This is a genomic window from Microbacterium sp. LWH12-1.2, assembly GCF_040675825.1.
GTDB lineage: Bacteria > Actinomycetota > Actinomycetes > Actinomycetales > Microbacteriaceae > Microbacterium.
The window spans coordinates 980,832-994,678 of the sequence record NZ_JBEGIJ010000001.1; the positions used below are offsets into that span (position 1 = coordinate 980,832).

The following is a 13,847-nucleotide window of genomic DNA, read 5'->3' on the forward strand; positions in this document are numbered from 1 at the left end:
TGCCCGAAATGCTGGCAATCCGGGCATCCAGCCATATCCGGCCCCGGCGCGCGGATAGCGTGGAACGGTTGCCCATCGACCTGGAGGTTCCATGACCGCGCCCGCTGCCGCCGAGCCGACCGCAGCCGATCGCCGCCGCTGGGCCCGTTACCTGGTGGAAGAGCGAGCGGAGGGACTCGTCTATCAGAAGCTCGCCGCGCGACGAACCGGCGAAGAACAGCAGATCCTGCTCCATCTCGCTGATGCCGAACGCCGTCACGAGCAGCACTGGCTCGACCTGCTCGGCGGAGAACCCGCACGTCTTCCCAGAGCCGGCGCGCGTTCTCGGATGCTCGGCTGGATGGCCGGTCGCTTCGGCTCGATCTTCGTTCTGGCCCTCGCGCAGAACGCTGAGGCACGCTCGCCCTACGACGCTGAGCAGTACGCCACACCGGCGATGCGGGCAGATGAGAAGGTCCACTACGAGGTCGTCCGAGGACTCGCCGCGCGGGGCCGACGGCGGCTTTCCGGCTCCTTCCGTGCCGCCGTGTTCGGCGCGAATGACGGACTGGTCAGCAACCTGGCCCTGGTACTCGGCATCGGTGCGACCGGGGTGAGTTCGGGATTCGTGCTCTTCAGCGGCATCGCCGGTCTGCTCGCCGGAGCGCTCTCGATGGGCGCGGGGGAGTTCGTGTCGGTGCGCTCCCAGCGCGAGCTCCTCGCATCCACGGAGGCGAATGAGGACGCAGCGGATGCCGCGGCCGACCTCGACATCGACGAGAACGAGCTCGCGCTGGTCTACCGGGCAAGGGGGATGGCCCAGGAGGAGGCGCTGGCGCGGGCGCGCCGCGTCGTTGCGGCGGCGCAGGAAGGCGTGCGTCGAACGGTCACCGGACCTGTCCGCGTCCACGGTGCATCCGATGACCATGAGATCGTCGGCCGAGATTGGACGGCGGCGATCTCGAGTTTCCTGCTGTTCGCGTCGGGGGCGATCATTCCGGTTCTGCCGTGGCTGTTCGGCCTGCAAGGAACCACAGCCATCATCGTGGCACTCGTGCTCGTCGGCATAGCGCTGCTGTCGACGGGAGCCATGGTCGGCATCCTCTCCGGCGGCCCCCCTCTGCGTCGCGCACTCCGCCAGCTGGCCATCGGGTTCGGGGCAGCTGCCGTCACCTACGTGCTCGGCTTGGTCTTCGGCGTCGGAGCGCTCTGACGTCGCTCAGTCGAGCTGAAGCAACCGATCGTCGTCCTCGCCGGGGTCCCCGCGCCCATCGGTGTTGTTCGTGAGCACCCACAGGGCACCGTCCGGGGTCTCGACGACATCGCGCAGCCGCCCATGCGTGCCGACGAGAATCTCCGACGAGGTCGACGGATCGTCCAGGGGCACGACACGGAGTCGCTCACCGCGCAGATTCGCGATGTAGAGCATTCCTCCGCGAATGGCGATGCCGCTCGGGCTCGCATCAGCCGGCGCCCACTGCTGCACGGGGTCGACATAGTCCGGTGCGCCGGCGATGCCCTCGACCTCGGGCCACCCGTAGTTCTCCCCGGCAGCGATGACGTTCAGCTCATCCCAGGTGTCCTGTCCGAACTCCGAGGCGTACATGGTGCCGTTCTCCGACCACGCGATGCCCTGCGGGTTGCGGTGGCCGTAGCTGTACACGGGGGAGTCGGGGAAGGGGTTGTCGGCGGGGATTGCGCCATCCGGTGTGAGCCGCAGGATCTTTCCACCGAGACTGTCGCGATCCTGCGCGCTGTCCGGATCCCCGGCGTCGCCGGTCGTGGCGTACAGCATCCCGTCGGGGCCGAAGGCGATCCTGCCGCCGTTGTGATTTCCGGCCGATGGCAGTCCATCGATGATCGTGTCCGCTGCGCCGATCGACAGGGATCCCGGCTCGCCGGTGAGGCGGAAACGCTGGATGCGATTGCCGTCGCTGCCCGTCGAGTAGACGTAGAGGGAGGCGTCGTCGTGCACGGCGAGTCCGAGCAGGCCGCCCTCGCCTCTGGCGGTGACGCCGCCTACGGTGCCCACCTCGCGCGTCGAGCCGTCGGCGAGCAGTTCGCGCACGATCGCCGTGTCGCGCTCGCTGATGAGTGCGGTATCGCCCGCGAAGACGACCGACCACGGCGCATCGAGACCGGAGGCGATGACGGTCGGTTCTCCCGTGTCTATCGGACCAGGCGATGACCTTGTCGGACCGGGCGACGAGGAGGAACCGGGGTTCCCGGACAGAACCGGCTGCGTGCACGCTGTGAGCAGCACCGCTGACACGACGAAGAGGGAGAGCATCCCGCGTTTCGGTCCTGGCATGGCGACTCCGATCACCCTGGATACGAAGAAGGCCCCCTCTCGGGGGCCTTCTCCATACCTGTGCGCGGAGGGGGACTTGAACCCCCACGCCCTTGCGGGCACTGCGACCTCAACGCAGCGCGTCTACCATTCCGCCACCCGCGCAGGTGTTGGATGATCGTTGCCGACCGAAGAATGACACTAGCACGATCCGCGAGACTGTTCGAACCGGGGCAGCGCCCGGGCGTGGCACGTCGTTTCGATAGCCTGGGATGCATGATCGATCCTTCCGTCCCCGAGGTCGTCCGCATCGCGAGCGAACTCATCCGCTTCGACACCTCGAACTTCGGAGGTGGCAACGCGAAGGGTGAGCGCGAGGCAGCCGAGTACGTCGGCGCGTACCTGGAATCGCTCGGATTGACGCCGGAGTACTACGAGCCGATCCCGCGGCGCACCAACGTCATGGCGCGCGTCCCCGGCCGTGACCGCACGAAGCCGGCGCTGGTCGTGCACGGCCACCTCGACGTCGTGCCCGCGATGGCGGAGGACTGGAGCGTTGACCCGTTCGCCGGCATCGTGCAGGACGGGATGCTGTGGGGCCGCGGAGCGGTCGACATGAAGAACATGAACGCGATGATCCTCACCTCGGTCGCTGACATCCTGCGTGCGGGGGAGCAGCCGGAGCGCGACCTCGTTCTGGCGTTCTTCGCCGATGAGGAGAACGGCGGAGTCGAAGGCTCGGCGCTCGTCGTCCAGAACCGGCCGGAATGGTTCGCCGGAGCGACGGAGGCCATCAGCGAAGTCGGCGGATATTCGATCACGGTCGACGACCGGCGCGCGTACCTGCTCCAGGTCGGCGAGAAGGCGCTCATCTGGATCCGCCTCGTCGCCAAGGGTCGAGCAGGCCACGGGAGCAGGCTGCACGAGGACAACGCCGTCACCAAACTCGCCGAGGCGGTCGCCGCGATCGGGCGCACCCGCTGGCCGATCCGGCTCACAGCGACGACCGAGGCGCTGTTGGACGGTCTCAGTGCCTTGAGCGGTCGCCCCGTGGACGATCCGGACGCTCTGGCTGCCGCCGCCGGCCCCGCCGAGGCATTCCTGCGCTCCACGTTCCGCACCACCACGAACCCGACCGTTCTCACCGCCGGATACAAGCACAACGTCATCCCAGAGCGCGCAGAGGCGCTCATCGACGTGCGCGTCATCCCCGGCACCGAGGACGATGTGCTCGCTCAACTGCAGGAGATCGTCGGCGACGAGATCACCATCGAGACGGTGGTCCGCGACATCGGCATGGAAACGCCCTTCAGCGGCGATCTCGTGGAGGCGATGGTCGCGAGCCTCGGACGGCACGATCCCGGTGTCCCGGTGATTCCGTACCTGCTGGGCGCCGGAACCGACAACAAGGCGCTGTCCTACCTCGGCATCACCGGGTACGGCTTCGCCCCTCTCCGGCTGCCGGCCGATCTGGACTTCACCGGGATGTTCCACGGAGTCGACGAACGCGTGCCCGTAGAATCACTTGTCTTCGGCGAGCAGGTGCTGACCGATCTGCTGCGCCATTACTGAGCGCGCATCCACCGCACCTGCGCCGCTCCACGAACACAGAAGGCTCCTCCATGCACCTGCTTGAAGCGCTCATCCTCGGAATCGTCCAGGGACTCACCGAGTTCCTGCCGATCTCCTCCAGCGCGCATCTGCGCATTCTCGGAACGTTCCTGCCTTCCGGTGAGGACCCGGGGGCCGCCTTCACCGCGATCACGCAGATCGGCACCGAGGCCGCCGTCGTGGTGTTCTTCTGGCGCGACATCGTGCGGATCATCTCGCAGTGGTTCCGGTCCCTGACCGGGAAGGCGCCGCGAAACGACCCGGATGCACGCATGGGATGGCTGATCATCATCGGCAGCATCCCGATCGTCGTGCTCGGCCTGCTCTTCCAGGATCAGATCGAGACCGTCTTCCGCTCGCTGTGGCTCATCGCCATCATGCTCATCGTCTTCGGCATCCTGCTCGGAATCGCGGACTACGTCGGGGCGAAGCGGCGCAAGCTGAACGAGCTCACCGTCCCGCACGGCATCGCCTTCGGTCTCGCGCAGTCGCTGTCGCTGATCCCCGGTGTCTCGCGCTCGGGCGGAACGATCACGATCGGGCTGTTCCTGGGCTACGAGCGCGCGGCTGCCGCGCGCTACGCGTTCCTGCTGGCGATCCCTGCCGTCTTCGGCAGCGGTTTCTATCAGCTCTTCAAGAGCTGGGATGAACCGTCGATCTTCTCGTTGGGCGACACCCTGGCCGCGACCGGAATCGCGTTCGTCGTCGCCCTCGGCGTGATCGCGTTCTTCATGAACTGGATCTCGAAGCGCAGCTTCCTGCCGTTCGTGATCTACCGGATCCTGCTCGGCGTCGTGCTGCTCGTCCTGCTCGGCACCGGAGTGATCGCCGCCTGAGCGTCTAGCGCTTGAAGTCGCCCGGCCCGTCGCCGCGGCGCCGCAGGTAGCGCTCGAAGGCCTGGGCGATGGCATCGCCGGAGGCGTCGGGGGAGTCCCAGGTGTCGCGGGTGCGCTCGAGCTGGCGGATGTACTCGGCCATGTCCTCGTCCTCTGCCGCCGCCGCGTCGATCGAGGCCTCCCAGGCCGCTGCCTCCGTGCGCAGATGATCCCGCGGGACGTTGACACCGGTCAGCTCTTCGAGCCGGTCCAACAGTGCCAGGGTGACCTTCGGCGAGGGAGTCGCCGTGGCGACGTAGTGGGGGACGCTTGCCCAGAGGCTGGCCGTGGGGATGCCGGCATGCTCGGCGAAGTGCTCGAAGACGCTCAGGATGCCTACTGGTCCCTCGTAGAGCGAGCGCTCCAGACCGTGGGCTTCGCGCACCTGCTCGTTCTGGCTCGATGCGAAGATCGAGATCGGGCGCGTGTGCGGAACATCCGACAGCATGGCACCGAGCGTCACCAGACCGGATACGTCGTCGCGCAGTGCGACGTCGATGAACTCGCTGGCGAACGCCTGCCAGGTGCGTGCCGGCTCGACGCCGGTGAGCAGCCAGAACTCGGGACCGGTGCCGGCATCGCGCGGTCGCCACAGTCCGGCCTCCGGCCATCGCAGCTGACGTCTGCCCTCGGCATCCATCCGGGTGGCCGGGCGCGTGTACTGGTAGTCGAAGTACAGTTCGGGGTCGATCGAGTGCACGAGGTCGTAGTCGGTCATCGACCGCAGCGCCTCGATCGCACCGCTCGCCGCCTCGCCCGCATCGTTCCAGCCGTCGAAGGCGGCGATGATGATGCGCGAACCGAGAACATCCATCGTGGGCTCCCTTCGAGGTCGTGGACAGGTACCCCAAGGCTAGTCGGCGTCGGCGGGGGTGTGGGCGCGGCCGCGGCTAACATGGGTTCAGTGATCAGACAGCCCAAGGCAGTCCTCTGGGACATGGACGGAACACTCGTCGACACGGAACCGTACTGGATGGCTGCGGAGACGGTGCTGGTGGAGTCGTTCGGCGGAACGTGGAGCCACGCCGATGCGCTGCAGCTGGTCGGCAACGGCCTCCACGACAGTGCCGTGATTCTGCGGAACGCGGGCGTCGAGATGGACCCCGAGGCCATCATCCAGTACTTGACGGACCAGGTGCAGGAGTCACTGCGGACGAATGGCGTGCCGTTCCGCCCCGGCGCGCGTGAGCTTCTCCGCGACCTCAAGGATGCGGGCATCCGCACCGGCCTCGTGACCATGTCGCTGCGGCGGATGGCGCTGAGCGTCGTCGAGCTCATCGAATTCGACGCGTTCGACATCGTGGTCGCCGGCGATGATGTCGAGCAACCGAAGCCGCACCCTGAGCCGTACCTCCGAGCCGCTGAGCTGCTCGACATCGACATCGCGCACGCCGTCGTCATCGAGGATTCCCCGACTGGGCTGCGTTCCGGAATCGCATCGGGCGCCGTGGTGCTCGGCGTGCCGCACATCGTCTCCCTCGACGATCTCGGCGCCCACGAACTCTGGCCGACGCTGCATGAGCGAAAAGCCGCCGATCTGGTCGACCTCTTCGGCCGAATGACCGCAATGACAGGAGTCACCCGATGACCGAAGCGAGCGCACAGCGCCCCAGTGGGCCGTTCCGCGAGGGCGATCGTGTGCAGCTCACGGGACCCAAGGGCCGCCTGCACACCGTCACCCTCAAGGAGGACGGCGAGCTCCACACCCACCACGGCGTCCTGCGGCACCGGGATCTCATCGGCCTTCCAGACGGTTCTGTCGTGGCGAACAGTTCGGAGCACGAGTACCTCGCGCTTCGCCCACTGCTCAAGGACTTCGCGATGTCGATGCCGCGCGGCGCGGCGATCGTCTACCCGAAGGATGCCGCGCAGATCGTGATGCAGGCCGACATCTTCCCCGGTGCCACCGTGGTCGAAGCCGGGGTGGGCTCCGGTGCGCTGTCGCTCTCGCTGCTGCGTGCGGTCGGCCCGGCCGGAAAGCTCGTGTCCTTCGAACGTCGCGACGATTTCGCCGAGGTCGCCAAGGGCAACGTCGCGACCTTCTTCGGCGGAACCCCGGATACCTGGCGCGTCGTCGTCGGCGACCTGACCGAGGCTCTTCCGCTCGAGCAGCCGTCTGCGAGTGTCGATCGCGTGGTGCTCGACATGCTCGCGCCCTGGGAATGCATGGATGCTGTCGCCGAGGCTCTGACCCCTGGTGGCGTGGTGCTCTGCTACGTCGCGACCGCGACGCAGCTGTCGAGGGTTGCCGAGTACATCCGTGGCACCGGACTCTTCACCGATCCGGACGCCTCCGAAACCATGGTCCGCGGCTGGCACGTCGAAGGGCTCGCTGTCCGACCAGACCACCGGATGGTCGCGCACACCGGTTTCCTGCTCACCGCGCGTCGTCTGGCACCGGGAGCCATCGCTCCCTCTGTCAAGCGCCGTGCGTCCAAGAGCAGCTACGGTGACGCCGATGTCGAGCAGTGGACCCCCGGGGCCGTGGGGGACCGGGAGATCACCGATAAGAATCTGCGCAAGCGTGCCAGGGAGGCTGCGAAGGCGGCCGACGGGGCGCGTCTCGCCTCGGCATCGCGCGAAACCGAGCAGGGGACGGAATAGACTGGAGCGCGTGCGTAAAACGTCCGCCGCTCTGGCCACCCTCAGCCTTGCCGTCCTCGCCCTGACCGGGTGCACCGCGGCTCCGACCTTCAACGGTGCTTCCTGCGATCGGACGGCGTCGGCGAGCGGCATCGGCGAGGCTGTCACAGTCGAAGGCGAAGTGGGCGAAGCGCCCGAAGTCGAGGTGTTCTCGCCGGTTCACGTCAAGAAGACGTCTTTCACCGACGTCGCAACGGGTGATGGCCGCGCGCTGGTGAGTGCGCAGCAGGCGCTGAACCTCGAGCTGTCGATCTACAGCGGCGAAACCGGCAAGCAGGTGTTCGCCACGCCTTACGACTCGAACGCCGCAGCGCCGGCGATGACCATCAACGAGTGGGCGGAACGCTCGCCGGGTCTCGGCGACGTCCTGCAGTGCGCCACCGCCGGTACACGCATCCTCGCCGCGCTCACCGCGGATGATTTCGGACCGGCCAACATCGAAGGACTCGGCCTGGCCGCCGACGACACCGCGATCTTCGTGATCGACGTGCTGGACGCATTCCTGCCGAAGGCCGAGGGCGCTCTCCAGTTCAACGATGCGCGCGGCCTGCCGACCGTCGTCCGCGCGACAGACGGCACCCCCGGCATCATCATTCCGGACAGTGCAGCACCCGAGAAGCAGACGGTGCAGACGCTCATCAAGGGTGAAGGTGAAGTGTTGACGGCCGAGCAGACTCCGCTGGTCAATTTCACCGCCATTGGCTGGGACGACAAGCAGATTCTGCAGACCACGTGGGGCGACAAGCCAAGTGCGCAGCTTCGCGACATCGCCGCTCCTGTGGCTGACGCTCTCGTCGGCCAGCCGGTCGGCTCCCAGGTGATGGTCGTGCTGCCGGCGACCGACGGTTCGCCCGCGATCGCGGTCGTCGTCGATGTTCTGGGTGTCACCTCGGCACCGACGCAGTGATGGCTGCCCGGATTCCCGCGGAGGAGCGCCTGACGAATCTCGTCGTGGCGTTGATGGCCACGGAGATCGGGCTCACCAAGCAGCAGATCCTCGATAACGTCTCCGGTTATCGGCAGCGTGCCGATGCCGGAACGCGCGCGGATGCTCTCGAGAAGATGTTCGAGCGCGACAAGGATGAGCTGCGCACACTCGGTGTGCCGATCGAGACCATCGGAGATCCGTCCGACCCGAATGACCTCCGCGAGGCTCGGTATCGCATACCGCAGGCGGAATACGATCTGCCCAGCGATATCGAGTTCAGTTCCGCCGAGCTTGCCGTGTTGCGACTGGCCGGCAGCGTCTGGAGCGCGGAATCCGTTTCGGCCGACGCGCAGTCCGGAGTGCGCAAGATCCGTGCGCTCGGAATCGACGGAGACGAGCCGATCATCGGATTCGCGCCGCGGATCACCGCACGCGACGCCGGATTTGCGCCCCTTCAGGACGCGATCGAGAAATGCCGAGTGGTCGTTTTCGACTATCTCAAGCCGGGTGAGGATGCTCCGCGGCGCCGTCGGATCCGCCCTCTGGCGCTCGTGGACTATGCGGCGCGATGGCATGTTTTCGGCATCGATGTCGATGCCGACGCCGATCGGATGTTCCTGCTCAGCCGGATCACTGGCGATGTCACCATCACGAACGAGACTTTCGCTCCTGGACTGCGTGACGGGGCGGGAGAGCGCGCGCTGGCCGGTCTCGATCGTGTTGCGGCGGAGAACACGGCTCTGCTGGAGGTCACACCGGGCACGGAGGCCGCGCTGCGGCTGGGGCGCCGAGCGACGGCGGCACCGCAGGGCATCCGCGTGCCGTTCGTGGATCTTCATATCCTCGCCGACGAGATCGCGTCCTATGGTCCTGAGGTCAGAGTCGTGGAACCCGCCCCGCTACGCGATGCGGTGATCGCCCGTCTGCGTGCGGTCATCGAGAGCCATACGGATCCGGAGGAGGCACGATGAGCGCTCAGACCAAGCCGCTGCTCGCAGCCGACCGAGTCCGGCTCTACCTCACACTGGTGCCGTACCTCCTCGAGCACGGGCAGGTATCGCTCGCCGAGGCCGCCGAGGAGTTCGGTGTGACGCCCCAGGAGATGCGCGGGATGGTGGAGAAGCTCACCGTTATCGGGCTGCCGGGCGACTCCGGCTACTGGCAGCAGCCTCAGGAGATGTTCGACATCAACTGGGATCTCCTCGACGAGGACGACGTCATCGAGATCACCAATGACGTCGCCCTGCGGAGAGTGCCTCGGTTCACCGCGAGGGAGGCGGCCGCGTTGCTCGCCGGGCTTCAGATGGTCGCAGCAGTGCCTGCGGTCTCCGATTCGGGCCTCATCGCCGGACTCATCTCCAAGCTGTCCCGAGGTGCGGCGAACGCGCCGGCCGAGGTGGTCGTCGCCCCGAGCGCCGTCGATCACGTGCGGCAGGTCGTCGCCAGGGGAGTGCAGGAGGGCGTAGCCGTCTCCTTCACGTATCAGGCGCCGGATGCCGCACCGACGACGCGCACGGTCGACCCTGTGCAGATCCTGATCACCAACGCGCAATGGTATCTGCAGGGCTGGTGTCATCTGCGCGAGGCGATGCGCACCTTCCACCTGGACCGCGTCAGTGACCCGCAGCTGACAGATATTCCGATCACCCACGCGGGCGACTCCGTCCCCGAGGCGTTCTCCGCCGTCGATGACGAGGGCGAGGTTCGGGTAGTGCTCCCTGAGCGACTCGCACCCCTGCTCGGCGGATTCCTCTCCGCGGACAACGTCGAAACACGCGACGGAGTCCTCGAAGCCCGCCTGCGTCTGGCCGACCCGCGCGGCATCAAGCGCATCGCCGCCCGCTTCGGCGGCGCACTCGAGGTGAAAGACCCCGGCATCGCGCGAACGGCCACCCGAGAATGGGCGGCGGCGGGACTCGCACTGTATCGGCATCCGCAGCACGATGATTGACCATTAGACTGATCGAAACCACCTACGACGGGAAGAAGACATGTTCGCTGGAATGCAAGGCTGGCATCTGCTGATCGTCCTCGCTGTGATCCTTCTTTTGTTCGGAGCAGCGAAGCTCCCGGCACTTGCGAAGAGCATGGGGCAGTCCGCTCGCGTGTTCAAGGGCGAGATGAAGGCCATGAAGGAAGAGGACGGCGCGCGCGCCGATTCCACCTCTGCCGAGCAGAGCACGGTCAAGGACCCCGGTTCCGAGCCTGAGACTCCGCCGCGCGCCTGACCGTCCGTGGAAGTCTCAGAATCCACCGCGGACAAAGGTAAGACGCCGCACCGCGACCGGAGGATGTCGCTAGGCGCGCACCTCGTCGAGCTGCGCAAGCGCCTGATGTGGGCAGCGCTCGCGTTGCTGGTCGGTATGGTGATCGCGTTCATCGTCGCGGATCCCATCATCCACTTCATCACCGAGCCGATCCGCATCATCACTGAGAAGCGCGGTGACGATTTCAGCGCCCTCAACTTCGGCACGATCACGTCCGCGTTCGACATGCGTATGCGCATCGCGTTCTCGATCGGACTGTTCCTGTCCGCGCCGATATGGCTGTGGCAGGTCTGGGCGTTCATCATGCCGGGGCTCACTCGCAAGGAGATCCAGTACACCGTCGGGTTCGTCCTCGCGGCCGTGCCGCTCTTCTTCGGGGGCTGCTACCTGGGCGTGATGATCATGCCTCACGTCATCGAACTGATGTGGAGCTTCACACCTGACGGCGCGACGAACTTCTACTACGCGCAGGAGTACTACGACTTCGTCTTCAAACTGATGATCGTGATCGGCATCTCGTTCGTGCTCCCGGTCTTCCTCGTCGCGCTGAACTTCGCAGGGATCATGTCCGGCCGTGCGATCCTCAAGGGATGGCGGATCGCGATCATCATCGCGACGGTGTTCGCGGCGCTGGCGACTCCCGCAGCCGATGTGGTGAGCATGCTGATGCTCGCCGGCATCCTGATCGTGCTGTACTTCGCGGCCGCTGGACTGTCCATGCTCTTCGATCGGCGTAAGCACAAGCGCAATGCGGCGGCCGGGCTCATCCCGGACACCGCATGAGTTCGCCGTCCGAGCGGTACTCCGCCGCACGGGACGCGACCGATCATCCTGAGACGACCGCTTTCGCGGCAGTCCAGCGTTTCGACCTGGATCCTTTCCAGGTCGCCGGATGCCACGCACTCGAGCGCGGTCACAGCGTGCTGGTCGCCGCTCCCACCGGCGCGGGAAAGACCATCATCGGCGAGTTCGCGATCCATCTCGCGATGCAGACGCCGAGCGACAAGGCCTTCTACACGACGCCCATGAAGGCGCTCTCGAACCAGAAGTTCCGTGAGCTCGTCGAGGTGTACGGCGCCGATCAGGTCGGCCTTCTCACCGGTGACACGAACATCAACGGCAACGCCCGGATCGTGGTGATGACCACCGAGGTGCTGCGGAACATGATCTATGCGGATTCCGCCGCCCTTCGCGATCTCCGCTACGTCGTGATGGATGAGGTCCACTACCTCGCGGACCGTTTCCGCGGAGCTGTCTGGGAAGAGGTCATCATCCACCTCCCGCAGCAGGTGCGGCTCGTGTCCCTCAGCGCCACCGTCTCCAACGCAGAGGAGTTCGGCGACTGGCTCGACACGGTTCGCGGCGATACCGAAGTGATCGTCTCCGAGATCCGGCCGGTGCCGCTGGAACAGCATGTGCTCGTCCGCGACGACCTGCTCCCGCTCTTCGACGACCGTGCAGGCATCGCGACCGCTCAGGTGAATCAAGAGCTGATGCGCATCCGCTCCTTCACCGGGTCCAGGTACGACAGCAACCGTGAGGCGCAGACGTATCGCAGCGAACGTCATGCGGGAAGGCACGCGCAACGACCGCGTGGAGGCCAGAAACCGGCACGCGCGGCCAACGTGCGGCGGATCGAGCGCATGGATCGCCCGGATGTCGTGCGACTGCTCGAGCGCGCGAATCTTCTGCCCGCGATCTTCTTCATCTTCAGCCGTGTCGGGTGCGACGCCGCCGTGCAGCAGGTGCGCCGTTCCGGCATCCGCCTCACCACGGTCGAGGAGCGCGCCGAAATCCGCGCGATCGTCGAGGAGCGCACCCGTGCGCTTCAGGAGGAGGACCTCGGTGTCCTCGGGTACTGGGACTGGTTGGACAACCTCGAGCGCGGCGTCGCCGCCCACCACGCCGGACTCCTCCCGGCGTTCAAAGAGGTCGTCGAGGAGCTCTTCCGCCTCAAGCTCGTCAAGGCCGTCTTCGCCACCGAGACGCTGGCGCTCGGGATCAACATGCCTGCGCGCACCGTGGTGCTCGAGAAGATGGAGAAGTTCAACGGCGAGGCGCGCGTGGCGATCACGTCGGGGGAGTACACGCAGCTCACCGGTCGCGCCGGGCGTCGCGGCATCGACGTCGAAGGCCACGCGGTCGTGCAATGGACCGAGGGGATGGATCCGCAGGCGGTCGCCGCTCTCGCATCGCGGCGCACCTATCCGCTGAACTCCAGCTTCCGTCCCACCTACAACATGGCCGTCAACCTCATCGACCTGTTCGGGAAGACGCGAGCCAGGCAGATCCTGGAGTCCTCGTTCGCCCAGTTCCAAGCCGACCGCGCCGTGGTGGGTCTGGCGCGCCAGGTGCGCGAAGCCGAGGAGTCCCTCGCCGGCTATCAGAAGTCGATGGCGTGCGAGCACGGCGACTTCCCCGAGTATGCGGCGATCCGCCGTGAGCTCAGCGATCTGGAGAAGAAGAACCGTCAGGACTCCCATGGCTCGCGCGCAGAGCGCGAGAAGAGGGTCAAGCGCATCCAAAGCCTGCGCACACGCATGCAGCGGCACGGGTGCCACAACTGTCCCGACCGAGAGACGCACGCCCGCTGGGCCGAGCGCTACTGGAAGCTCAAGCGGCAGAACGACCGGATCCGCCGGCAGATCGAGACGAGGACGGGTACGGTCGCGCGCGTCTTCGACCGTGTGGTCGAAGTGCTCGAGACCCTCGACTACGTCACCGGATCAGGCGCCGAGACGAGCCTGACGGATGCCGGGCGTACGATGCGCCGCATCTACGGTGAGCGCGACCTGCTCGTCGCGGAGTCTCTTCGCCAGGGCCTGTGGACGGGACTGGACGCGCCGTCGCTCGCCGCGATGGCCTGCTGCCTGGTCTACGAACCCCGACGCGATGAGGCGAACTCGGGGGAGCGAGGTCTTCCACGAGGGGCCTTCCGTGCGGCGTACGAGAAGACGTCGACGTTGTGGGCTCAGCTGGACGACCTGGAGAAGGACCATCATCTGCCTGGGAGCGAGCCTCTGGCTGCGGGTCTCGCCGGAGCGATGCACAGCTGGGCGCGCGGCGGGATGCTCGACCGAGTGCTCATCGACGCCGACATGGCAGCGGGCGACTTCGTGCGGTGGGCGAAGCAGACGATCGACTTGCTCGACCAGCTCTCGATCGTGGCCGAGGATGCTGCCCTTGCGCGGACCGCCCGGGCCGCACTCGACGGCGTGCGCCGTGGCATCGTCGCTTACTCGTCGATGTGAGGA

The 13,847-nt window shown here is 66.6% G+C and carries 13 protein-coding genes and 1 tRNA gene; 11 read left to right on the forward strand and 3 right to left on the reverse strand.

Annotated features, from left to right (window positions below; translation table 11 throughout):
• The first annotated feature begins 91 nt into the window (after positions 1-91).
• Complete coding sequence (locus MRBLWH12_RS04675) at positions 92-1,192, forward strand: VIT1/CCC1 transporter family protein (protein WP_363546624.1); 1,101 nt, start codon at positions 92-94, stop codon at positions 1,190-1,192.
• Positions 1,193-1,198: 6 nt separating this feature from the next.
• Here the strand turns inward: MRBLWH12_RS04675 and MRBLWH12_RS04680 are convergent, their stop codons facing one another.
• Positions 1,199-2,290, reverse strand: coding sequence for a PQQ-dependent sugar dehydrogenase (locus tag MRBLWH12_RS04680; RefSeq protein ID WP_363546627.1), 1,092 nt, complete (start codon positions 2,288-2,290; stop codon positions 1,199-1,201).
• Positions 2,291-2,351: 61 nt separating this feature from the next.
• Positions 2,352-2,434 (reverse strand) — tRNA-Leu (locus tag MRBLWH12_RS04685).
• A gap of 111 nt (positions 2,435-2,545) precedes the next feature.
• Here MRBLWH12_RS04685 and MRBLWH12_RS04690 point away from each other — a divergent pair.
• The gene (locus MRBLWH12_RS04690; protein WP_363546630.1) at positions 2,546-3,841 is read left to right on the forward strand and encodes a M20/M25/M40 family metallo-hydrolase; all 1,296 of its coding nucleotides are present in this window, start codon (positions 2,546-2,548) and stop codon (positions 3,839-3,841) included.
• Positions 3,842-3,891: 50 nt separating this feature from the next.
• The gene (locus tag MRBLWH12_RS04695; protein ID WP_363546633.1) at positions 3,892-4,716 is read left to right on the forward strand and encodes an undecaprenyl-diphosphate phosphatase; all 825 of its coding nucleotides are present in this window, start codon (positions 3,892-3,894) and stop codon (positions 4,714-4,716) included.
• A gap of 4 nt (positions 4,717-4,720) precedes the next feature.
• Here MRBLWH12_RS04695 and MRBLWH12_RS04700 read toward each other — a convergent pair whose 3' ends face one another.
• The gene (locus MRBLWH12_RS04700) at positions 4,721-5,569 is read right to left on the reverse strand and encodes a PAC2 family protein (RefSeq protein WP_341974883.1); all 849 of its coding nucleotides are present in this window, start codon (positions 5,567-5,569) and stop codon (positions 4,721-4,723) included.
• A 90-nt stretch (positions 5,570-5,659) separates the two neighbouring features.
• On the opposite strand from MRBLWH12_RS04700, the gene MRBLWH12_RS04705 reads away from it, so the two are divergent.
• The 8 genes from MRBLWH12_RS04705 to MRBLWH12_RS04740 all read left to right on the forward strand — a co-directional run bounded on the left by MRBLWH12_RS04705 (position 5,660) and on the right by MRBLWH12_RS04740 (position 13,844).
• The gene (locus tag MRBLWH12_RS04705) at positions 5,660-6,343 is read left to right on the forward strand and encodes an HAD family hydrolase (RefSeq protein WP_414684926.1); all 684 of its coding nucleotides are present in this window, start codon (positions 5,660-5,662) and stop codon (positions 6,341-6,343) included.
• Positions 6,340-7,359, forward strand: a complete 1,020-nt coding sequence (locus MRBLWH12_RS04710; RefSeq protein WP_363546636.1) for a tRNA (adenine-N1)-methyltransferase — start codon at positions 6,340-6,342, stop codon at positions 7,357-7,359. The genes MRBLWH12_RS04705 and MRBLWH12_RS04710 overlap by 4 nt, the downstream gene beginning before the upstream one ends.
• A gap of 10 nt (positions 7,360-7,369) precedes the next feature.
• Complete coding sequence (locus tag MRBLWH12_RS04715) at positions 7,370-8,305, forward strand: hypothetical protein (protein ID WP_363546639.1); 936 nt, start codon at positions 7,370-7,372, stop codon at positions 8,303-8,305.
• Complete coding sequence (locus MRBLWH12_RS04720) at positions 8,305-9,297, forward strand: helix-turn-helix transcriptional regulator (RefSeq protein ID WP_363546642.1); 993 nt, start codon at positions 8,305-8,307, stop codon at positions 9,295-9,297. Before MRBLWH12_RS04715 ends, MRBLWH12_RS04720 begins: the two co-directional genes overlap by 1 nt.
• Complete coding sequence (locus MRBLWH12_RS04725) at positions 9,294-10,277, forward strand: helix-turn-helix transcriptional regulator (RefSeq protein ID WP_363546645.1); 984 nt, start codon at positions 9,294-9,296, stop codon at positions 10,275-10,277. Before MRBLWH12_RS04720 ends, MRBLWH12_RS04725 begins: the two co-directional genes overlap by 4 nt.
• Positions 10,278-10,317: 40 nt before the next feature.
• On the forward strand, positions 10,318-10,554 hold the full coding sequence (gene tatA, locus MRBLWH12_RS04730; protein ID WP_363546648.1) for a Sec-independent protein translocase subunit TatA: 237 nt from the start codon (positions 10,318-10,320) through the stop codon (positions 10,552-10,554).
• Positions 10,555-10,617: 63 nt separating this feature from the next.
• Positions 10,618-11,376: a twin-arginine translocase subunit TatC gene (tatC, locus tag MRBLWH12_RS04735; RefSeq protein ID WP_341978430.1), complete on the forward strand. Its 759-nt coding sequence runs from the start codon at positions 10,618-10,620 to the stop codon at positions 11,374-11,376.
• Positions 11,373-13,844, forward strand: a complete 2,472-nt coding sequence (locus MRBLWH12_RS04740; protein WP_363546652.1) for a DEAD/DEAH box helicase — start codon at positions 11,373-11,375, stop codon at positions 13,842-13,844. The genes tatC and MRBLWH12_RS04740 overlap by 4 nt, the downstream gene beginning before the upstream one ends.
• Positions 13,845-13,847: the final 3 nt, after the last annotated feature.

Excerpts from the sequence above, each read along its gene's own strand:
- MRBLWH12_RS04700 (WP_341974883.1), bottom strand. The coding sequence starts at position 5,569 with ATGGATGTTCTCGGTTCGCGCATCATCATCGCCGCCTTCGACGGCTGG.
- MRBLWH12_RS04725 (WP_363546645.1), top strand. The coding sequence starts at position 9,294 with ATGAGCGCTCAGACCAAGCCGCTGCTCGCAGCCGACCGAGTCCGGCTC.
- tatC (WP_341978430.1), top strand. The coding sequence starts at position 10,618 with ATGTCGCTAGGCGCGCACCTCGTCGAGCTGCGCAAGCGCCTGATGTGG.
- MRBLWH12_RS04675 (WP_363546624.1), top strand. The coding sequence starts at position 92 with ATGACCGCGCCCGCTGCCGCCGAGCCGACCGCAGCCGATCGCCGCCGC.
- MRBLWH12_RS04695 (WP_363546633.1), top strand. The coding sequence starts at position 3,892 with ATGCACCTGCTTGAAGCGCTCATCCTCGGAATCGTCCAGGGACTCACC.
- MRBLWH12_RS04690 (WP_363546630.1), top strand. The coding sequence starts at position 2,546 with ATGATCGATCCTTCCGTCCCCGAGGTCGTCCGCATCGCGAGCGAACTC.
- MRBLWH12_RS04680 (WP_363546627.1), bottom strand. The coding sequence starts at position 2,290 with ATGCCAGGACCGAAACGCGGGATGCTCTCCCTCTTCGTCGTGTCAGCG.
- MRBLWH12_RS04720 (WP_363546642.1), top strand. The coding sequence starts at position 8,305 with ATGGCTGCCCGGATTCCCGCGGAGGAGCGCCTGACGAATCTCGTCGTG.
- tatA (WP_363546648.1), top strand. The coding sequence starts at position 10,318 with ATGTTCGCTGGAATGCAAGGCTGGCATCTGCTGATCGTCCTCGCTGTG.
- MRBLWH12_RS04710 (WP_363546636.1), top strand. The coding sequence starts at position 6,340 with ATGACCGAAGCGAGCGCACAGCGCCCCAGTGGGCCGTTCCGCGAGGGC.
- MRBLWH12_RS04740 (WP_363546652.1), top strand. The coding sequence starts at position 11,373 with ATGAGTTCGCCGTCCGAGCGGTACTCCGCCGCACGGGACGCGACCGAT.